This is a genomic window from Siphonobacter curvatus, from assembly GCF_002943425.1.
Classification (GTDB): Bacteria; Bacteroidota; Bacteroidia; order Cytophagales; family Spirosomataceae; genus Siphonobacter; species Siphonobacter curvatus.
In genome coordinates, this window is sequence record NZ_PTRA01000009.1 from 102297 (window position 1) to 124732 (window position 22436).

The window sequence follows — 22436 nt, forward strand, 5'->3', positions numbered from 1 at the left end:
TCATTTTTTCATTGCTGAAGATTGATGAGCGGAGGCATACTCACTCGGGGTTTGACCAAAATACTTTTTGAACTCTTTGCTAAAGTACTTGCGGTCATCAAAACCTACGGCGTAGGCTACCTCATAAATGGTTAGGGACTGACTGGTCAGAAGCTGAGCTGCTTTCTTGAGCCGAATCGTTTTTATGAAATCATTAACCGATAAGTCCGTTAAGGCTTTTAATTTTCTGTAAAGGACGGGTGTACTCATGGCTACTGCTGAGGCCAGCATGTTTACGCCAAAATCGGGATGATCCAGATGGTCTTCAATAATGCCAATCAGCCTGTGGAGGAAAACTTCATCCTGCGTGTTAATAGGAATTTGCTGCGGCTCAAGGGTCATCATACGGCTGTATTTTTGCCGCAGGAGTTCCCGGGAGGCAAGCAGGTTACGGATCTTGAGCTGAAGAATTTCAACGCTAAAGGGCTTGGTCACATAATCGTCTACGCCCAGAGCCAGGCCACTGACTTGATGAACCTGACTGGCCCGTGCGGTCAGGAGCATAAGTGGAATATGGCTCGTACGATCGTCCTGCTTTAACTTCTCTGCAAGCATCAGCCCATCCATTTCTGGCATGGTCACATCACTCACAATCACATCGGGAATCTGAGTACTGGCTAGTTGCCATCCTTCCCACCCGTTTCTGGCCGTTAGGATTCGATAGGAGGGGAGTAGGGTTTCCTGGATAAACGTCAGTACTTCAGCGTTATCTTCTATCAGAAGTAAGACCGGTTTACTTAAATCACCGGACAAAGCCGCAGGTGCGATAAAAGGGGTAGGGAAAGGTACCTTATGCGTCTGCCAGGAGTCTACTTCCACGAGTTGTTTTGATGCGGAATGATCCGCGTGTTTGGGTAGAGCAATGGTGAAAGTCGTTAAGCCCGTTCGGGTAGCACTGGGAAGGACACTTTCGACGGTTAAAGTTCCCTGATGGAGTTCAACGATGCTTTTGGACAGCGCCAGGCCAATCCCATAGCCAGTAGTCTGGTGGGTAAGTTCCTGGACTTGAAAGTAATTAGTGAAGAGTTTCTTAATATTTTCGGGAGCAATGCCCTGACCTGTATTCGAAATCTGAATGAGTAGCTGGTTGGATTGCTCGAGGATAGAAATGTCAATGCGTCCCTGTGGGGGCGTGAATTTGAAGGCGTTAGTCAGCAAATTGAACAGCACTTTCTCCATCTGCTGCGGGTCAACGTACAATTCAAAAGCAGGCACCTGAGCCTTAAAAGAAGTTTGAATGGCATGGGATTGGGCCGCATCTTCAAAAGAGTCAAAAATCTCGCCAACAAAAGCTACGATATCCAAATGGGTAACCTTCAGATCCAGCTTTTTTGACTCGATTCTACGAAAATCCATTAGCTCACTGACTAATTTAAGCAGACGGTTCGAGTGATTTTTTACGTGTTGAAGTTGCCGGGAAGCGACGGGGTCTTCTCGCAGAGCATCGATGAGGGTATCAACGGGTCCGAGGATCAACGTCAAATGCGTACGAATCTCGTGGGAGATGTTGGTAAAAAAATTCAGTTTTAACTGGTGAAGTTCCTGGTTTCGCCGGAGCGAAGCCCGCAGCCAGAAAAAACGAATGAGCATGAAAAGTAATCCGCTAAAACTGCAGGCGTACAGCAGATAAGCCCACCCGGTAGCCCACCAGGGGGGAAGTACCCGAATGCGAAGCGAAAGAGGCTCGGGGGTCCAGATGCCATCGTTGTTGGCCGCCTTTATCTGCAGGGTGTACTCCCCCGGGGCGAGGTTGGTGTAGGTGGCCGAGGGAATCCTGACGTAGTTCCAGTTTTTTTCGAATCCCTGCAACTGATACGCATATTGATTTTTGCCCGGTTTGATGTAATTGAGCAGGGCGAAATCCAGTGAAAAAACATTTTGATCGTGCGTAAACGTAAGGCTTTGCGTGGAGCTAATGTCCTGGGTCAAAAGTCCCTGGGCATCTCCAACCTGAACGGGCTGGTTAAATAATTTAAGGGAAGTGAATGTCAGCGGTGGTAAAAACTGATTCAGAACGATGCGGCTGGGGTCAAAACTTACCAGGCCACTATTGGTGCCAAAATACAGTAAACCCTCCGGGCTTTGGTAGTAAGCCCGGGGACTGAATTCATTGCTGGGCAATCCGTCACTGGTCGTGTAGGTCTTAAACGTTTGTTGCGATGGGTTGAAGCGGCACAGGCCGTTTTCCGTACTTAACCATAGGTAGTGCTGGTGATCTTCAAGGATACCCAGTACGTTATCGTTGGGCAGCCCGTCTTTCTCGGTAAAGGTTGTGACGGATTTTTCATCCGGATTCAACCGACAAAGGCCCCCATAGTACGTACCTATCCAAATCTGACCCTGAGCGTCTTCCGATACGCAATTAATGTCGTGGGATTTTAAATTCAGGGTATTTCCTGAAGTAAACCAGGTCATCTTTTTTCCCGTGGAGTCAAGGCGATTGAGTCCCGCACCAGTAGCAATCCACAGGTTTTTTTTAGAATCCAGAAAGAAGCTACGGATGCCCTCTCCACTGATTTTGAGCGGAGTAGAATGCGTATGGATCGTTCGAAAGAGACCGGTGTGGGGATCGAATACGCTAATGCCGTTGCGATCGGTACCCACCCAAATGTTGCCTTTGGCATCTTCGGCTACGTCAATGACGTTATCAGAGGCCAGGGAATGGGGATTACTGGGATCGTGCCTGAAATGCTCGAATCGTTGACTTTGCGGATGATACGCGTTGAGACCACCCAAGTGCGTACACACCCACAGGATGCCTCTTTTGTCCCAGTGAATACTCTTGATTAAATTGGAGCTAATACTGTATGGATCAGAAGGTTGATGTTTAAACGCCTGAAAAGACCCTTTCGTAGTATTGAATGTATTAAGCCCTCCGCCTTCGGTGCCGATCCAGAGCTGAGCCCGGTTGTCGGCAGTAATGTAGCTCACGACATCGTTGCTTAGGCTACTGGCCGAAGGATGATTTTGATGGATTGTAAACGGCGTCAGGGACGAATAAATAATATCAACGCCGCGGTAATACGTGCCGACCCAAATCGACCCGTTCGTGTCTTCAAAAAGCGAATAGATGGAATTCTGACTCAGGCTTTTGCGATTTTCCGGATCATGTCGGTACGTTTGGAGCTGCTGAAGGTCTGGATCATACCTATATAAGCCTTCCAGAGAGGCAATCCAGAGTTTCCCCCTTTTATCCGGCATGATCTTACGAATATTCGGATCAATCTTTGCGGGCAGCAAGGCGGAGAAGTGTCGCTGTCGGTACAGATTTACGCCGCCATACTTGGTGCCAATCCACAGGTTTTGTTCTTTATCCTTGGCCAGACTCGTAATGAAGTCGTCCGTTAAGCCGTCTTTTTTGGTAAACCAGTGGAAAGTCCCGTTTTGTGGGTGAAGCCGAATCAGACCTTTAGACGTGCCCATCCAGACGTAGCCTTCCGGGTCTTCAACCAGGCTTCGTACTTCCAGGGGAGGCAGGGAAGCAACCGCCTTCAGCAAAGCCCGAGAACTGGGTTTGCGGGGATTGGTTAATACACGGACGCCGGCCGAAGTGCCAACCCAAATGCTTCCCTTTGAATCTTCAAAGAGACAATGAATAGCCAGGGTCGCAAGGCCCTGCTGTTTTTCAAGGGGGCTATTCAGGCGATGAAAGACATTGTTTCGGGAATCGTAGTAGTTAAGCCCCTGCGTGGTACCTACCCATAGCTTACCCCGGGAATCGGACAACAGGGAAAGAATGTAATTATCGGAAAGGGTAGTGGAGTCAGCAGGATCGTTTTTAAATACGCTAAAATTCCGGGTGTCATAGCGATTGAGTCCGTACCGGGTGCCCATCCAGATAAAGCCACGGCTATCTTGAGTAATCGCCAGGACCGAGTTCTGGGATAGTCCATTCTCCGAACCCAGATGATTAAAAGCAATGTTCTGGCCCTGGCAGAAGCTCCCCCATAACAGGCCCAGTAAGCCCAGAATTATTCGAAATAAAGAGGGGTTCATGCGTACCTCAGGCGATTAAATGCGACTACTTATACCTTACAAAGACGGTTCTTTCATAAGGTACCCCATAGTAGATCGAATATACCAGAATCGGGCAAATTTTAAAAGGAGGATTCAGCGGGGTTCCATAGATTATTTTATGTGAGTACATATTGGCCAAGTCTTATTCTTGGGCAAAAAACCTCTTTTTCTGCCGATTTAAGATTTCCCCCCCATTCTTTAAGGATTTTCCCCACCCTTGCTGATGCCCTTGCCTGAGCTTTGTCTGGTCAAATCATCAAGCCTCTTCTATTACCTAACACTACTTCAATGATTCATTCAAGGAAACGTAAAGCAGGGCCATGGTCGCTCCAGAATATTCCTTTTTCCCGGGCCTGGCTTCAATGGACGCTTACCTGGGTAGGCGTCCTATGGGTCGTTCTGCCGGGCTTTTCTCAGGCCTTAAGACTACGGGGGAAAATTACTGATGAAAAAGCCGAAGCGATTCCCGGTGTTAGTATCGTCCTCAAGGGTACATCCAAAGGAACCGTATCCGCTAACGATGGTACCTACGAACTACAGTTGAACCAAGCCGGAGGAACTCTGGTCTTTAGTTCCGTGGGCTATAAAACGCAGGAAATAACCTTAAGCAGTCAGACGGAGCTGAACGTGACATTAATGGGAGCGGATCAATCCCTGAACGAAGTAGTCGTGGTGGGTTATGGCACGCAGAAAAAAGTAAACATGACGGGTTCGGTAGCTACCATTTCGGCGGCCAGTATTGAAAACCGTCCCGTTACGAACCTTTCTTCCTCGCTGGCGGGCTTAGCCGCCGGCGTAAGCGTGCAGCAGGGATCAGGCAGACCGGGGTCAGATGGAGCCACCATTCGAATTCGTGGGAATGGAACGCTCAACAATAACAACCCCTTGGTCATCGTGGACGGAATCATCAGTTCGATGGATGCCGTTAACCCCAACGACGTGGAAAGTATGTCGATTTTGAAAGACGCGGCTTCGGCTTCGATCTATGGATCTTTGGCAGCAAACGGGGTGATTTTGATTACGACCAAGAAGGGGAACAAAAACAAAGTGAGCGTTACCTACACGGGTATGCTGTCGATTACCCAGCCCATGAATACGATCAAGTTCGTTACCGATTATCCCCGGCACATGAATCTGATCAATGAAGCCTACCGTAACCTGGGGCAAAACAATCTGTTTGCTCAAACCACCATTGATGCCTGGCAGGCGGCGGCTCAGGATCCCAACGGCGTAACGGCGAATGGCGTAGCGAATGCTCTGGCTTATCCCAATACAGACTGGACCAAAACCATTTTTGAAAATAACGTCTTACAAAACCACAACTTGTCCATCAGCGGAGGCAGTGAAAAGTCGAGTTACCTGCTTTCGGCCAATTATCTGGGTAACCCCGGAACCATGGCCAATACGGGTACGGAACGATACATTTTACGAGCCAATCTGGACAGTAAAATCACAAAATTTCTTACCCTGGGGACTCAGACCTACGCTTCCATCCAATCGTATGGATTAGGGAATACCAGCACGGCCTTTAACTTTTTAAGACAAACGACGCCGGGTGTGGTTCCCTTCTACGACGGCCGCTACGGCTTTGCCCAGGCCCCGGAAGAGTCAGCTACGGCTAATAATATCCTGTCGTATCTGTATGGAACGGGGGGAGCCGACAAACAAAGTCGGTTTAATACCACACTGTACGCCACACTACAGTTGCTGAAGGACTTGTCGTTTGAATCCCGCTTTAACTATCAGACCCGCCTGCGCGAAACCAATACGCATACCAATCCGATTGATCGCTGGGATTTTGCTACGAATACCCTCAAGCAGGCCGCCAGTGCTCCCGATCAGCTTTCCACCAATTACGCCTTTAACAAGGATTACGCGACCACGCTGGATTTGGTGTTACGGTACAACAAGCAGCTGGGGGATCACTCGCTGGGGGCGATTGCGGGCTTTAACCAGTATTACTTTAACTACTACAATCTGGCCGCCAGTAAAATGGGCCTGATTGATTATAACATCACCACGCCAGGATCAGCAAACTTGCCCACTACCACGACGGGAGGTGAATATGATTTTGCTCTGAAATCCTTCTTCGGTCGCCTGAACTACAACTTCAAAGATCGGTATCTGCTCGAAGCCAACGTTCGTTATGATGGTTCGTCCAAGTTTGCTCCCGGCAACCGCTGGGGTGTTTTCCCGTCTTTTTCAGCGGGCTGGCGGTTATCCGAAGAACCGTTCATGAATGGTATCAATAATCATGTACAGAACCTGAAAATCAGGGGTTCCTGGGGGATGCTGGGGAATAATGTTATGAATACCGATCAAAGCCTGGGTAACTATGATTATCAGTCGCTCTACAGCACGAACGCCTATTCGTTCAACGGATTAGCCGTAACCGGACTTTGGAAAGGCAAGATTGCGAACCCCTTACTGAAATGGGAGAGTACCGCCGTGACGGATATCGGCCTGGAAGGTTCTTTCCTGAAAGGAGCCGTCAACTTCGATATTGATCTCTACCGCAAATACACGGATGGCATTCTAACCACCCCGCCCATTCAGCTCATTCTGGGAACGGCCACGGCCCCGACGCAGAATACCGCTGCAGTGCTTAACAAAGGCGTAGAACTATCGCTGGGCTACCGGGGTAAATCCGGAGATTTCCAGTTTGGTCTGACAGGGAACTTTGCGTATAACTATAACCGTGTGGACCAGTACAAGGGCAAACTCGTGGAAGGTTATCAGGATGTCAATGGCGTTCGGACCTATACCTCGAACCTGGGAGATGTATCTTCCGGAGGCGACACCCGCATTCTGGAAGGCCGTCAGATCAATGAATATTACGTTCGTACGGTTTATCAGGGGAATGGGAACTACGTAAAAAGTGCCGATGGAAGCGTAGATATTCAGGCGGGCCCGAAGGATGGCATGATTCGGACACCTGGAGATTTACAGTGGTTGCAGGATATGACGGCGGCGGGGTATGTCTTTCAGCCCGCGGGGGGCGTTGGAAAATCCAGAATTTATTACGGCGATCTGATTTATGCGGATACCAACGGGGATGGCATCTACGGCAATACCTACGATCGGCAGTTTACGGGCACCAACACGACACCCAAGTACAACTTTGGCTTGAGGGGAGATCTTTCCTGGAAAGGCCTTGATTTTTCAATGATCTGGTCGGGAAGTACGGGCTTCCAGTACTACTGGAATGTGCAGGGCTATAATAACTCTACGCTTCAAAATGGCTTTGCCATCCCTTTATCCGTAGCCGACGATCACTATTACTATAACGATGCCGATCCTTCCGATCCGGCCAATAACATTCAGGGTAAAGCCCCGCGTCTAAAAAATACAACGGATGCCCAGAACGCGGCGGTCGCCAGTAATTTCTGGCTGTATAATGCCGGGTATATCAAGCTACGTAACGTTCAGTTCGGGTACAGCCTGCCGCAAAGCCTCACTAAAAAAGTAGCCTTAGAGCGAGCCAGAATCTATGTGTCGGGCGAGAACCTGCTCCTGATCACCCGTTATCCGGGCATGGACCCCGAAGTGGGAGCAAGCGTGGATTACCCCACCATGCGTCAATTTACGCTAGGCCTGAACCTGACCTTTTAAATCAAAGACCTTATGAAAAAGCTATTGATTTTTGCCACCCTTTTGCTGACGGGGTGCCGGGAAAATCTATTGGATACGTCTCCTTATGACTCGGTGAGCTCGGCTACCATGTGGACGACGGACAATTTAACCGATCTGGGCGTTACGGGTGTGTATAATGCCCTGCGTTTGAACATCAATACGAGTGCCGCTTCCGGAAACGAACTGTATCAGTTAGACCGCTTTTCTCCCGGCGGACAGGGCCGGGACGCGGATGCTCTGCTGATGGGGACGATTACCACCTCCAGTGCTCTTTTTAGTGATAACTACCGGCAGCTCTTCGAGGGTGTAAACCGGGCCAATGATGCCATTGTCAACATTCCGGCCAAATCTCCCTCAACGGCGGAAAAAAAGGCCCGTCTGGTAGCAGAATGCAAATTCTTACGGGCGTATTTCTACCTCCGGCTCAACCAGTTATACAAAGGCGTACCGCTTTTTTTAGAACCTATCACGCCCGAAAATGCCCAAAGGGCTCGTTCGACGGAAACCGAAATCTGGAACGCGGTGATTGCCGATTTAACCGATGCCATTAATGAACCTAACTTACCCGCTAAGTACGCCAAAGGCAATGGCTTGTATGGTCACATCACGAAAGGGGCCGCGTATGCCCTACGGGGAAAAGCGTATCTATACCTGCAAAAATGGGCGGAAGCTGCCGCTGATTTTAGCAAGGTAAAAGAAGCGGGTTATGCCTTGTTTTCGGATTATAAAACACTCTTCAAACTGGCCAACGAACAGAGCGATGAGATGATTTTCTCTCTTCAGCACATTGCCGTGAGCGGCTCGGGTTCAACAACGCAGTTCTTTTGCGGTACCCGCTCTTCGTTTGGTTCCTGCTGGAATACCTTTCTGGTCTCGCCTACGGTGGTTGATCTTTACGAAAATGCCGATGGATCACCCTTCAACTGGGATGCCGTTCTGCCGGGTTATAGCGGGATGACGCCTGCCCAGCGGGAAGTATTTTTCCTGCGTAATAATTTGACGACCAACGAAATGACGGCGGCTCGCAACCGGGGAGCGGACATGAGCCAGTACCTGCCAACGGGAAATGAAGAGCGGATTTTAAAAGCCTACGCTAACCGGGATCCAAGGCTTGCGGCCAATGTGATTACCCCTTATGCTACCTATCTGGGCGTGTTCAACAATGCCAATGCCACGGTGACGTCCCGCTGGCCTTACCGGGCCGAGGCGGCAACCAATGGCGATTTACGTACGGATACCCAGCCCTATTTTTATTACTTACACCGCAAGTTTGTCTACGAAGGAACCACCGAAACGCTCAACCGTTCGTATGGCCCCATTGACTTCCCCCTGATTCGCTACGCGGACGTGTTGCTGATGTGGGCCGAAGCCTTAAATGAACAGGGCAATACTACGGGAGCTATTGAACTGGTCAATCAGGTGAGAGGACGGGCAGGCGTAGGGCTGCTCAATGCCTCCGCTGCCACGACGGTTAGTTCCCAGTCGGATTTACGAGAGCGAATTCGCAATGAACGTCGCCGGGAGTTTGTCAATGAGGGCATTAGCTTCTTCGATGAAATGCGGTGGAAGACCTGGAAAGAAACCGTGTTCTACTCAGGAGCGGGGGTGAAACAGGTATGGGGAGCCAATGTACAGACCTACGCCTGGAAGGGCGATTATTTATACAACTGGCCCATTCCACAGACGGAAATTGAAATGAATCCGGCACTGACGCAGAATCCGGGTTGGGTCAATTAACGTTCGCCCGGGAAAATGGAGTCCTTTTCCCGGGCTGCTGCTTATTCCACTTAACCTCTTATTTCTTACCAGTGATCATTCATCCACTGAATAATGGATGAATGATCTTTCTAAAAGTTCGTATATATATATGCGTTATTTATTCCTGCTATGGGTTTTTCTTCCCGCCTTGACTTTTGCTCAGAACAAATCGCCCTATCAAACGCTGGTATGGTCCGATGAATTTAACTACCGGGGCTTACCCGATCCCAAGAAGTGGAATTACGAAGAAGGCTTCGTTCGCAACAAGGAACCTCAATATTACACCAAAGAACGCCTCGAAAACATCCGGGTCGAAAACGGAACCTTACGCATTGAGGCCCGTAAGGAGTCGTATCCGCTTCAAAAAATTGGCTCGGCTCATGCCCAATGGGCTGGTCAAAGCGTGGCAGGCTATACATCGGCCAGCATTATGACGCTGGGCAAACAAACCTGGAAGTATGGACGGTTTGAAATTCGGGCTAAAGTTCCCAAAGGCAAAGGCTCCTGGCCCGCGTTCTGGATGAAGGGGGCCAATAACCCTACCGTCAAGTGGCCGTTTTGCGGAGAAATTGACGTGATGGAATATGCCGGAAAAGATTCTACCCAGGTGTACGGAACGGTGCATTACGCGGATTCGACCGATCAGTATCGCTACGAAGGAAAGAAACCCTCCGTGGGAGCCCCTTACGAAGACTTTCATATTTACGCGGCAGAGTGGTACGAAGACCGCATCGAGTTTTATTATGACGATTTGAAATACTTTGTCTTTGATCTGGCGAAAGCTCAGAAAGGCCCTGAAAATCCTTTTCAGAAAGACTTTTACCTGATGTTAAATCTGGCGTTGGGCCGGCAGGGAACCATGGCCGGTCCGCTGAGCGACGAGATTCTACCCTTAACCTACGTGGTGGATTATGTACGCGTCTACCAATAAAACAATGTATGCGAAAGCTATTTCTTACGCTTTGGGGCTTGGGCTGCTGCCTGAGTCTTTGGGGGCAAAACAAACTACGTTTACAGCAGGGCTGGAATTTTCACTTTGCCTATGATGTACGCCAAAAATTGAATAACCCCGTCATTAATGTACCGCATACCTGGAATGCGGGGGAGGTAGCCGCCGGAAAAATGGATTATACCCGTACGGCGGCTATTTATACGAAAACTCTTCCACTGGATTCGGCCTGGAAAGATAAAAGACTGTTTCTCTATTTTGAGGGGGTAAACTCGGTGGCAGATGTGTTCATCGATCAGCAGTGGGTAGGTAACCATAAAGGTGGCTATACGGCTTTCTGTTTTGAAATTACTTCCTTTATAAAAGCGGGAAAAAATCCGCTTATCACCGTTCAGGTGAGCAATGAATATCGGCTGGATGTGCTGCCCTTAACGGGGGATTTCAACGTATACGGAGGTATTCATCGGCCCGTATGGTTACTTGTTAAAGAAAAAAACTGCATTTCTCCGCTGGACTTCGCTTCTTCGGGCGTTTATGTGACCCAGCAAAACGTGAGTGAGAAAACGGCTGATGTTTTCGTAAAGACCAAACTTTCCTTAACCGACCCGTCGCGGAAAACCGAGGTTCGCACGTCGATCTTGGATGCCCAGGGCCAAACAGTGGCCCAGCGAAAAGATCCCGCGGGAACTGATCAGAAATTTACCCTTGAAAAACCGCACCTCTGGAATGCCCGCCAGGACCCGTATCTCTACCGGGTGAAGACGGAGTTACTTGTTAACGGTCAGGCCATAGAAAGTCAAACGGAACCACTGGGAATTCGCTCAATCCGGGTCGATGCGAACGAAGGTTTTTTTCTGAATGGGAAAAAGTTGGACTTACACGGATTCGGCTATCATGAGGACGTCGCGGGGAAAGGCTCAGCCTATGAGCCGGTAGATTACTTAAAGGACATGGAGCTGGTGATGGAAAGTGGAGCTACGTCCGTGCGACTGACGCATTATCCGCACGGAAAATCCTGGTATGAGCTTAGTGATGAGAAGGGACTGATTCTCTGGTCGGAAATTCCCCTGGTGGGGCCGGGGGGCTATACCGGCATGGGCTATATCAAAAGCAAAGCTTTGGAAGACCACGCCCGGCAAGTCATGCAGGAGCTCATTCGTCAGCATTACAATCACCCATCCATTTGTTTCTGGGGCTTGTTTAATGAACTCAAGCTGGATTACGATGATCCGGTTCCGTTTCTAAAAGAGCTCAACCAGTGGGTTAAAACGGAAGATTCTACCCGAATAACCACTTGTGCCAGCTTCTTGGATCGGGATACTTTTAACGAAGTATCGGATGTGATTGCCTGGAATAAATACTACGGGTGGTATGGCGGTTCTTTCGAACAAATAGGAAGCTGGGCGGATCAGACCCACCGGGCTTATCCGGCTAAACCGATTGCCGTCAGCGAGTACGGAGCCGGAGCGAGTATTCGGCACCATCAGGAAAACCTTCAGCCCGTAGAACCTACCGGACGGTTTCACCCCGAAGAGTGGCAGACGGCCTATCACGAAAAAAACTGGGAAGAACTTTGCAAAAGACCTTTCATCTGGGGAAAATACGTCTGGGTATTGGCAGACTTTGGTTCCTCTATCCGCACTGAGGGCGATCAGGATGCCCTCAACGATAAAGGATTAATTACCTATGATCGGAACGTTCGAAAGGATGCCTTCTACTTTTACAAAGCGAACTGGAATACGACTCCGATGCTCTATCTGGCCGAACGTCGGAACGTGCTACGTCAGCAGTCGGTAACAATGGTTAAAGTATTTACCACCCTAAAGGAAGCGGAGTTATGGGTCAATGGAGTATCGCAGGGCCGACAAAAAGCGGATGACCTGCACCGCATGCGTTGGCCAGGTGTTCAACTGAAGCCCGGAAAAAATACGATTTTAGTGAAGTCAGGATCTCTGGAAGATACCGGGGTGTGGCACGTGGTATCGCCCGTTCCTTTACGCTAAGGTTAACCCCTAATGCCGTAGCTTATGAAAATTTTAACCTCTATTCTTTTACTGCTTTCGCTTTGGGGGTATAGTCAGCCCCCCATTATTCCTTTACCCGCTTCTTACCAACGAGCAAAAGGAACCTTTACGCTTAGTGAGCACACCAGGCTAGTTGTAGAAGATTCTGCATTCCAGCCCGCCGCTCGTTACCTGGAAAAAGAAATGCAAAGGCGATGGGGACTCAAACGATCTCAAAATTCCGCCACAAAAGGCCCGACCCTGGTTATTAAAGCGGGTCTGCCAGCCAAAGAAGGTTCCTATGCATTAGTAATGAACGAAGGTTCTGTGGTCCTGACGGCGTCGAGTCCAGCGGGAGCTTTTTATGGGGTAGTGTCCTTCCTGCAATTAGCGGCGGAAAGCCGGAAGGTCCCCTGCTGGAATCTGAAGGACTCGCCTTTATACGGGTATCGAGGCTTTATGCTGGAAGAATCCCGGCACTTTTTTGGGGTGTCTAAAGTCAAGGCCTTACTCGATGAGATGGCTTATTACAAGCTAAACCGTTTTCACTGGCATTTAACCGATGAACCCGGCTGGCGAATGGAAATTAAAGCCTATCCCCGACTGGCGTTGGTGGGAGGTGTAGGTACGGCAACCGACTCACTAAAACCAGCTCAGTATTACACCCAGCAGCAGATCAAAGAGATCGTAAGCTATGCCGCGGATCGTTACATTACCGTCATTCCCGAAGTAGACATGCCGGGTCATGCGACGGCGGCTAACAGAGCTTACCCGGCTTACAGTGGGGGAGGCTCCCCGGCACACCCGGAGTTTACTTTTAATCCTGGCAAAGAAGAGACGTATACGTATCTGTCTACCATCCTGAAAGAGGTGAGTTCGCTGTTTCCTGCACGCCTGATTCACATCGGGGGCGATGAAGTAAGCTTTGGGAATGAGAAATGGATGAAAGATGCGGCTATTATCCGGCTCATGAAACAGGAAAAATTATCAACTGCTTTAGAAGTAGAGCATTATTTTCTTCGCCGGATGGCCGATACGCTTCGCAGTTGTCAGGTGCAAGTGCTGGGCTGGGATGAAGTCATCGAGGCCGGACTACCCGTCGATCATACGTTGGTCTATTGGTGGCGGCACGATCATCCCGAGCAGTTAGAGGCAGCTTTACGAAAAAAGTACCGCGTGGTGCTTTGCCCCCGACTTCCCTTTTATTTCGACTTTGTTCAGGACAGTACGCACCGGGTGGGGCGGCGGTGGGCAGGAGCTTTTAACCCGCTAAAGGCTGTCTATGAATTCAACGCCGAGCATTATCCGGGGGTAAAGGATCATCCAGGTCAGGTGCTGGGTTTACAGGCCAACGTATGGACAGAAACCATGGCTACTGCGGAACGGCTGGATTTTATGGTTTTCCCCCGCCTGCTGGCTCTTGCGGAAGCCTGTTGGAGTCCCCGCAAAGACTTTAAAGCCTTTCAGCGGCGGCTGAGTGGACATCTGAGCCAATTGAGAAAACAGGATATTCATTACTTCGATCCGATTAACCCTCAGGCAAGCCCCGAATTAGTGCATTAAGATTACCCATGTCAGGAACCCTGATTCGCCGGAGTGATCTTAAAAAGATTTTGGTTAAATTAGTCTGTTCACCAGCCTGCATTCCGCTCTACAAGAGTCGAATGCAGCTTTTTTATGATTTTCTCCCCTTTTACTTCGGATTCTCCTCCCTTCAAAAAAGGCCTGCTCTGTAGTTTTGGTTGAGTGATAAACAATTGCTTTCTAAACTAAAACAATCTATGAAATACCTGTATGTACTCAGTTTTTTGCTGCTGGGTTTCTCCGGCTGGGGCCAGGCCACTGGCGATTTTAAAATCATTATGGACCGCATCTTTGCGGGACTTCAGGCGGGAACCAATGTAACCACGCTGGAGGCTTCTACCGCTAGCTTACTGTCGTCAATCCATGCGGATGGTTCCTGGTCAGACATTGACTATTCTAATGCCAGTACTCCTTCGGGTTGGGCTCCCGGTACGCACTTCACGCGAATGAATACCTTGGCTAAGGCGTATTCTAATACCAGCAGCAGTTATTACGGAAATACCCAGGTCCGTCAGGCTGTCATTCATACCATGCATTACTGGTTGAGCCTGGATCCGGCTCCGGTAAGTTCCAACTGGTTTTATTACGCCATTACCTTACCCAAAGACATTGGCAACGCCTTAATTTATATGCGATACGGTCCACAGCCGGGTCTTGATGCCAGTTTGGAAAGCCAAATGATTACCTGGATGACCAAAGGGGTGAACATTACGACTTCACCGGGCAATACAGGTTCCAACTTGACCGATATTGCTCAGCATTACAGTCTGACGCAAAATGCCACTCCTTTATCGCAGGCCGTTATCGAAACGGGCAAGACCCTGGTGGTAACTTCGGGCGAAGGCATCCAGGCTGATTATTCGTACACGGCTCACGGTCCGCAGTTATACATCTACGGATACGGGCGGGAGTTTGTCTCAGGGGTTTGCAACATCGGCACCTATGTAACCGGGACTTCCTACAATTTTACCGCCCAGCAGATCGCCGTTTTTTCGTCGTATGTACGAAAAGGCTTTATGCAGGTAGCCCGGGGACGGTACAATGACTTTAACGTCTATGGCCGAAGCATTACCCGTCCCAACACGGGAATGGCGGATGCGAATTTGATTGAAAGAGTCAAAGGGATAGATCTATCGACGTATGCTTCGGAATACGATGCTGCCCTGAGTCGTATGCGTGGGCAGGCGGCTCCTTCCTACCTGGTAAATGCTCAGCATCAGCACTATTGGCGAACCGATTACACGCTTCACCAGCGGCCAGGTTATCTTTTTGGACTGCGTAGCGTCTCTTCCCGAACGGCTAAATCCGAAAGTGGGAATAATGAAAACCTCAAAGGGTATTACTTAACCGAGGGCGTCAATTTCATTGGTGTGGAAGGAGATGAGTACTATAATATCTATCCGGTGTGGGATTGGAATAAGTTGCCGGGAATCACAGTTCCTGAAATCACCACCTATCCGGTTCGAACGAGCTGGGGCGTAAATCCCGGCATGACCTCTTTTGTGGGCGGCGTATCCGATGGAACTTACGGGGTGAGTTGCTACCGAATGAACGATTACAGTACCACGGCTCGGAAGGGCTGGTTTTTCTTTGACGACGAAGTGGTTTGTTTGGGAGCGGGCATTTCATCGTCGGCTACTCAGGCCATTAATACCACGCTGAATCAGTGTCTGTTAACGGGCCCCGTCACGGTTTCTGATGGCAATAATGCCGCTGTTGTTCCATCGGGAGATTATACCTATGCTGGTGGAACCGTCCAATGGATTCATCACGATCAGGTTGGGTACTACTTTCCGAGTGCCTCACCACTCCGATTGCGTCAGGCCGCTCAGACGGGTAGCTGGAGCAGCATTAACGCGGGTTACGCTTCCGATGTCATTAGTAAAGACGTATTTAAATTATGGATTCCTCACGGCACCTCTCCCGCGAATACTAGCTACGCCTACGTCGTTTTACCGGGTAAAAACGCTACCGAGATGGCCGCCTATTCAGGAAGTCACCTTTCGATTATCGCTAATACGCCAGCCGTACAAATCGTTGACAATCGGACCCTTGATCTATGGCAGGTCATTTTTTACGAAGCCGAAAGCTTTAGTGCGCAGGGTATTACCCTGAAGGTGGATAAACCCTGTACGCTACTGCTCAAGAACGTAAGTACTGCTGAGGTAGCGATTGTGGCCGCTGATCCCAATCAGACCGCGATGACCTTAAAAGTGGGACTTTCATCGGCGGCTTTACCCGTCATGAAAGAAGTGAAATTTACGCTTCCGCAAGCCAATGGTACCGCTGGGAGTAGTGTGGAAGGCCTAATCAACAGTTCATCGCCCAACTATACGGAACCCGTCGCCGATAGCCCCGTAACCCTGACCACTATTGCTGATACCTACGTACGGGACGGAGCGACCTATCAGCAGTCCAATTACGGCACTGCGTCCACGCTGGCTATTAAAAACGATGCCGAAGGGTATAAAAGGGAAGTCTACCTGAAATTTGATTTAAGCGGTTTTAATGCTCCGTTAGACAGTGCGGTTCTAAAGCTGCGAGTCAATAATGCCAATGCCACGGTACCCAACACCACCTGGGAATTTTACGACGTAGCGGACAATTCCTGGACAGAAACGGGGCTGACGTGGTCAAACCGGCCTCTGCCCGGCGGTAAGATTGGTGAAGTAAAAGGGGCCGTGGCGGGAACGTATGTAACGTTGAAAATTACCAACGCGGTTCGGGCCCGGCTGGCCAAGGACCAAATCCTGACCTTACGTGTTTCTTCTTCCGCCTACGGAAGTACCACCGATGCCCAGTTTACCGCCCGCGAAAGTGCCAATGCCAGTCAGCGACCGCAGCTTACGTTGTATCCCCGCGTAGAAGCGTATGACCAGGAGTTAGCCCGGGTTACTTCGGTAGCGGATGCCTACGTGCAGGGAGGGGCTAGTGCGGCTACTAATTACGGCTCGCAAACGATACTAACCCTTAAAAATGATGCGAGTGATCATATCAAGCGAGAAGTGTTTCTGAAATTTGATCTGGCAAGTTTGCCTTCAACTCCTGGTCAGGTGCTCTTACAACTCTACGTTCCCTACGCTGGCGTCAGTATTGCCCAGACTACCTGGGAATGCTACGAGGTGGCCAACCAAACCTGGACTGAAAGCGGAATCACTTGGAATACCAAGCCTTCGCCTTCCTTGAAACTGGGCGAGATTTTGGGCACATCGGCGGGAAACTTCGTGACGCTGGATGTAACGGAATGGGTTCATAATAAACAAAGACTTAGTGGGGGCGCTAACCCATTGCTGGGTAGTATCAAAATCATTTCTACTTACGCGGGTAGTACAACGGATGCCCAGTTTGCTTCTCGCGAGCAAAGTAATGCCGCCCTTCGGCCCCAGTTGATTGCGAAAGCCGCTGCCCAATCATTACCCGTGGTATTGACTCATTTTGAGGGCAAACGTATAGCCGAGGAATCTATTGAGTTGAATTGGTCGACCGCTCAGGAGAAAAACAATCGTTATTTCCAACTGGAAAGAAGCAGAGATGCTCAGAATTTCGAGAGCGTTTACCAGCTAAGCGGACAGGGTACTATTCAAAAGCGAACGTACTATCAATTCGTAGATGCCGCAAAAGCAGGGACCTTTTATTACCGGCTTCGGCAAACGCATGAGGACGGAAAGCAGACCCTATCGCGAATCATTGCCGTGACTAGCCCCGCCCCAGTCCTTACCCTGGGCCCTAATCCTACCAATGGATGGGTTCGATTGAACCTGAATCAGGAGCCTACCGAAACCGTAACGATCGATTTGTATTCACCTACGGGTCAGCATCTGGGACGGCAGAGCGAGCAAAAGGCAATCGTTGACTTCGACTTATCGAATCTGATGAAGGGGGTCTATCTTCTGAAAGTAAGGTATCGCGATCAAATCCAGACGTTTCGTTTGGTACGTTATTAAACGAACGGAAGCACTGATGCGATTACTCCTTCAATCGATCAAGCCTGGCAGTAGTCAGGCTTGATCGATTGAGGCTTTAACACGTTGCTACTAAAATGCTTTTAGTAAAGACAGTTGAAAAGTAGAACTATGCGTTTATGCGTGTTCAGCATTCATAATAGAATAGAAGCTATTTCACTAGGATGTATAGTTATCCACTATCTATTTGCACTATAGGGACAGACAAGCGCTTGCAAAAATTGATATAATGTACTCTATAGTTAGTTATTATGAAAATAACATCAACATAGATATGTACTATTTTGTAGTGCTTTTTACATTTCCTAAACGCAAAAAAAGGATATAGTTCAGCTCGTTCAGGTACTGGAGGTAGGTTACTCCGTCGTTGCGTAAGACGTGAGAAAGGCTCCAGAGTTTGTTGGCAATGTTTTCCGGGGTCACTTCTTTCTTCGTTTACGACATACGGTTTATCGTCTTCAGTGGGGTTGGGGTAGGAGAGGGTCGTCTTTTCGGGCTTACATTCCTTTGAGAAACGAAGTAGTTTCGTGCCTTCCTGGTGAAGTATACACCCGTTTTAATTTTCCAAAATACGGATTAAGTCTTCATTTACGTAAAACAGTTCCTTGCCATCCTTCGACGGATTTAGGATTCGGGCGGCTACCAGCTCTTTAAAATACTTGGTCAGCGTCGTTCGGGAAGTAATGCCTAGCTGCTCCCCAATCAGAGCGGGTTTAATGTACGGTTGGCTGAAAATTAGCTCGTTTACTTCTTTATTGTACCATTTCATCAGACTTTTCCCGTGAGCCAGGGTAGACTCCATCTGGGCCAGAATCTGATCGATCAACTGACTCGTCAGCTGGGCCGTTTTCTCGATGGCATCCAGTAGAAATAAAATCCACGGTTTCCAGCTTCCCCGCTGGGTGACTACGCCCAGATTATAGTAGTAATCATCTTTATGGACGATGATGTACTTGGATAAATATAGCACGGGCTGGTCCAGTAATCCTGCATTCACCAGATACAGTAAATTAAGAATTCGTCCGGTCCGACCATTTCCGTCCGTAAATGGGTGAATGGCCTCAAACTGGTAATGAGCGATACACATTTTCAGCAACGGATCGGTGGGATAGGTCTTTTCATCGTTGAGATACGCCAGTAGATTATCCATGAGTTTCTCAACGATGCCATTGCCCCGTGGCGGTGTGTAAATGACTTCTCCCGCTCTAAATTCACTTTGTCCGCGTTTAATGATCGTGAGTGATGCCGGAGAGCGTAGCCCCGCTGAAGAGCGTTTAATTTGTCTGAAGATACCGATTACGCCTTCCAGATCGATTCGCCGGGTTTGCTGGATTAGATGATAACCCGTCCATAAAGCCTCCCGGTAGCGGAGTACTTCCTTGGTAGACGCATTGGCTTTTTCTTCCTGGAGGGTATCCGAAACGGCCCGGTAAAGTTCATCTTCCGTGGTAAAGATATTTTCAATAGCCGTTGAAGCCTTGGCCTCCTGAAGAGCAATGGTGTTGATCAGCATCAAAGGATTGGGTAACCGCTGAATACTGCTATTGACCGATGCCAATGCCCGGGAGGCAACTACCAGTTTTTTTAAAATGTCTACGTCATTTTCACTACTGGCATCAGGCGGTAAAAGCGGGAGATCATTATAGGGTTGGTTGCGATCGTAAGCCATCTTTTTTGTTCATTTTTTCTGTTTTTTTGAACAGATGACAAATGTAGCTTAGTTTCTGAACTAATTGGCGCTATATGTTCATTTTTTACATATAAAATGAACATATAGCGCCAAACTCAGATCTAAGTGAACGTCATTTAACTATAGGTTCACTAAATATGCAAAAGTGAACCTATAGTCAAGCTTGATAGAGTTGCTCGTTAATGGTACGCACGATGCCGGAAGCTTATCATCTTAGAGGAAGTAGCGGATGTACCCATCAGTCGGTCAGACTGCTGACTTCCACCTGAGCCGCGGGAGCGGTACTCTCATAGACGGCTTTGCCCGTCGTAGACAAAATCTACACCCGGGCTACCTTACTGACTTTTTCGCTTACACACGTTTGAGATTCAATGGACTCCTCTGTGGCCTGTAATCGGGTCATTAGAAGTAACCTAAATGGGTTAGTATTCCACATTACTACCGCGTGAAGAAGGAGATGACTGACAAATCCGTGAATCGTCCACCTAAAACCTTACTTTGCTACCCTGTTTGATTTACGGGGTCCGATACATTTGCCTATCATTTGGTTACAGGCTACTACGGAAACAAATCAAACAAAAACAATGGAAGAAACCACCGTCGTTATCATCGGAGCTGGTGTATGCGGACTGACGCTGGCCGCATTTTTACAGAAGGCCAAAATACCTTTTGTGGTATTGGAAAGGCGTGATCGTGCCTATATTGAGACGCGGCAACGGGCTGGCGTAGTTGATTCCCGGGCCGTGCGGATGTTTGAAGAATGGGGGTTGGCGGATAAATTACTCAGCGGTCCGGCTGCGTACGCTATTGAGTATCGCCTCAACGGCTTACCACGGGTGTTTAGCGGCATCGGCGACAATGGGGCTCAAAGTCTGTTCTGTACCCAGCAAATGCTGGTTAATAATTTACTACGAGATCTAGTGGATGTAACGGCAGCAGACGTCCGGTTTGAGGTCGTTGACCTCACCATTCGGAACGAAAAAAAGGAACGTCCCCAGGTTTCGTATACGGATCAAAGCGGTCAGCATCAAATTGTTTGTGAGTATATGGCAGGGTGTGATGCCGATCGGGGAGTCAGCCGATCATCGATTCCTGAAGAATTATTGACTAAATATAGTTACGAGTATGGATATGCCTGGTTAGCTGCTCTGGTTGAAGCCCCAGTAACAGGCTATCCCATTATGGCAATCAGTGAACATGGATTTGCCGCTCAACTTCCACGTGGTCCGCAACGGAGCCGGTATTATTTGCAATGTGCTTTAAGTGATCATGCAGCAGATTGGCCGAATGAGCGTATTTGGGATGAAATTAGGCGTAGAGTAGGGGATGATTCCATTGAAAACGTTCCCATACACCATATTGAATTTGTTCCCTTTCGTTCTGTCGTTTACTCCCCTATGCAGTATAATAATCTTTTCCTGGCCGGTGATGCCGCCCACCTTGTTCCTCCCGTAAGTGCCAAAGGAATGAATCTAGGGCTTTACGATGTGGATATACTGGCCCATGCCCTAATCAGTGCGATTAAGGAGCACGATACAACCGCGTTGGAACATTATTCTACTACCTGTTTGCCTCATGTATGGAATTATCAGGATTTCGCCCTATGGATGGCTGACACCATGCATGATGCAGGTGATCCTTCGCAGTACGGAGCATTTCGTCAGATGGTTGCCCGTGCTCGTTTAGATAATCTGTTTCATTCGCCTACCGCAGCTCGCCTGCATATGGAATATCAGGGCGGGACGAACTAAGCCGGTCAACATCATCGTTTTTTTAGGAGCTTTGGCTGCCTATGATTAAAAGAACAAAAATACCAGTTCATCCGATGTATGATTGGTTTTCAGGGGTCTATGTACACACAATGGATGCCCTAAAGCTTCAGCATCCTCTATATGAGATGTCGCAACCACACCGGCATGACTTTTACTATTGTATCGTGCTTGATAAAGGGGAGATGGAGCTAGAAGTCGATTTTGAAAAAGTTCAGTTGAACGATCACCATATTTTTGTTTCTTATCCAGGCCAGATCCATCATATCGTATCCGCCCAGGTAAAGCGTGGTTGGTTTCTGGCATTTGATCCTGCCATACTTGACGTAAACCTGAGAAGCATCCTCGATCAATGTCTAGCCGAAATCATTTTGATACCGGTAGCGTCACAGCAATTTGCACACCTCTATTCTTTGATAGATCATCTCTATTTAATCTATAAGGAACCTGCACCGTTATTTCAAGAGCAAGTCATTCAGGGAATGCTCAGTTCACTCATTTATCGATTCGCTTCCATCTACTTACAGCAGGAAAAGTCGAGGCTACGCACGCATTCTACTCGTAGTATTGAGATGACGAAGATTTTCCGGCAGATGCTTCGAAACAACTTCCGCACCATGAAAAGCACCTCACAGTATGCGGCTGAAATGAACATTTCAGCCAGCCACTTGAATGATACGGTCAAGTCCGTTACCGGCTTCCCGATCACTTACCATATTCAGCAAGAATTAATGCGGGAAGCCCGACGCTTATTATATTACTCTGATCATACCATACTAGCAGTGGCAGATGAGCTGGGTTTCAATGATCTAAAGTATTTTACCCGTTTGTTCAGCAAAATTATCGGGGTCGCCCCGAGCACATTCAAAAAAATGAAGAGCGACCTAAATAAAGTTCGTTTCAAGTCGGTATAAAACGGTAGATTCGGATAGCTATACTAGTTGGGTCAGGCTACCTTACCATTTTCCTCCTTCGCAACAGTCATTCTCGGTAGCTGTGAACGTTTCTTGGCCAGTGCAACTGCTCATCAAC

Annotated in this window: 10 protein-coding genes; 8 read left to right on the forward strand and 2 right to left on the reverse strand. The window is 48.7% G+C overall.

Annotation, left to right across the window (positions count from 1 at the left end; genetic code table 11):
- Entirely contained in the window at positions 1-4035 is a 4035-nt protein-coding gene (locus C5O19_RS24750) for a hybrid sensor histidine kinase/response regulator transcription factor (protein WP_104716049.1), read from the reverse strand.
- Between the two features lie 309 nt (positions 4036-4344).
- Between C5O19_RS24750 and C5O19_RS24755 the strand changes: the two genes are divergently transcribed.
- The 6 genes from C5O19_RS24755 to C5O19_RS24780 all read left to right on the forward strand — a co-directional run bounded on the left by C5O19_RS24755 (position 4345) and on the right by C5O19_RS24780 (position 17927).
- On the forward strand, positions 4345-7668 hold the full coding sequence (locus tag C5O19_RS24755; RefSeq protein ID WP_104716050.1) for a SusC/RagA family TonB-linked outer membrane protein: 3324 nt from the start codon (positions 4345-4347) through the stop codon (positions 7666-7668).
- Positions 7669-7680: 12 nt separating this feature from the next.
- On the forward strand, positions 7681-9426 hold the full coding sequence (locus C5O19_RS24760; RefSeq protein ID WP_104716051.1) for a RagB/SusD family nutrient uptake outer membrane protein: 1746 nt from the start codon (positions 7681-7683) through the stop codon (positions 9424-9426).
- A 130-nt stretch (positions 9427-9556) separates the two neighbouring features.
- Complete coding sequence (locus C5O19_RS24765; protein ID WP_165796121.1) at positions 9557-10378, forward strand: glycoside hydrolase family 16 protein; 822 nt, start codon at positions 9557-9559, stop codon at positions 10376-10378.
- A gap of 8 nt (positions 10379-10386) precedes the next feature.
- The gene (locus tag C5O19_RS24770) at positions 10387-12399 is read left to right on the forward strand and encodes a glycoside hydrolase family 2 protein (protein ID WP_104716053.1); all 2013 of its coding nucleotides are present in this window, start codon (positions 10387-10389) and stop codon (positions 12397-12399) included.
- 24 nt (positions 12400-12423) lie between these two features.
- On the forward strand, positions 12424-13962 hold the full coding sequence (locus C5O19_RS24775) for a beta-N-acetylhexosaminidase (protein WP_104716054.1): 1539 nt from the start codon (positions 12424-12426) through the stop codon (positions 13960-13962).
- 218 nt (positions 13963-14180) lie between these two features.
- Positions 14181-17927 (forward strand): polysaccharide lyase family 8 super-sandwich domain-containing protein, encoded by a 3747-nt coding sequence (locus tag C5O19_RS24780; RefSeq protein WP_104716055.1) that lies wholly within the window; start codon positions 14181-14183, stop codon positions 17925-17927.
- 574 nt (positions 17928-18501) lie between these two features.
- Here C5O19_RS24780 and C5O19_RS24785 read toward each other — a convergent pair.
- Positions 18502-19614 carry a Fic family protein gene (locus C5O19_RS24785; protein ID WP_104716056.1) on the reverse strand — a complete coding sequence of 371 codons (1113 nt, stop codon included), beginning with the start codon at positions 19612-19614 and terminating at the stop codon, positions 18502-18504.
- Positions 19615-20219: 605 nt separating this feature from the next.
- Between C5O19_RS24785 and C5O19_RS24790 the strand changes: the two genes are divergently transcribed.
- Both C5O19_RS24790 and C5O19_RS24795 read left to right on the forward strand, forming a co-directional pair.
- Positions 20220-21386, forward strand: coding sequence for a 4-hydroxybenzoate 3-monooxygenase (locus tag C5O19_RS24790; protein WP_104716057.1), 1167 nt, complete (start codon positions 20220-20222; stop codon positions 21384-21386).
- Positions 21387-21460: 74 nt separating this feature from the next.
- Entirely contained in the window at positions 21461-22318 is an 858-nt protein-coding gene (locus C5O19_RS24795) for a helix-turn-helix domain-containing protein (protein WP_207766547.1), read from the forward strand.
- Positions 22319-22436 lie beyond the last annotated feature (118 nt).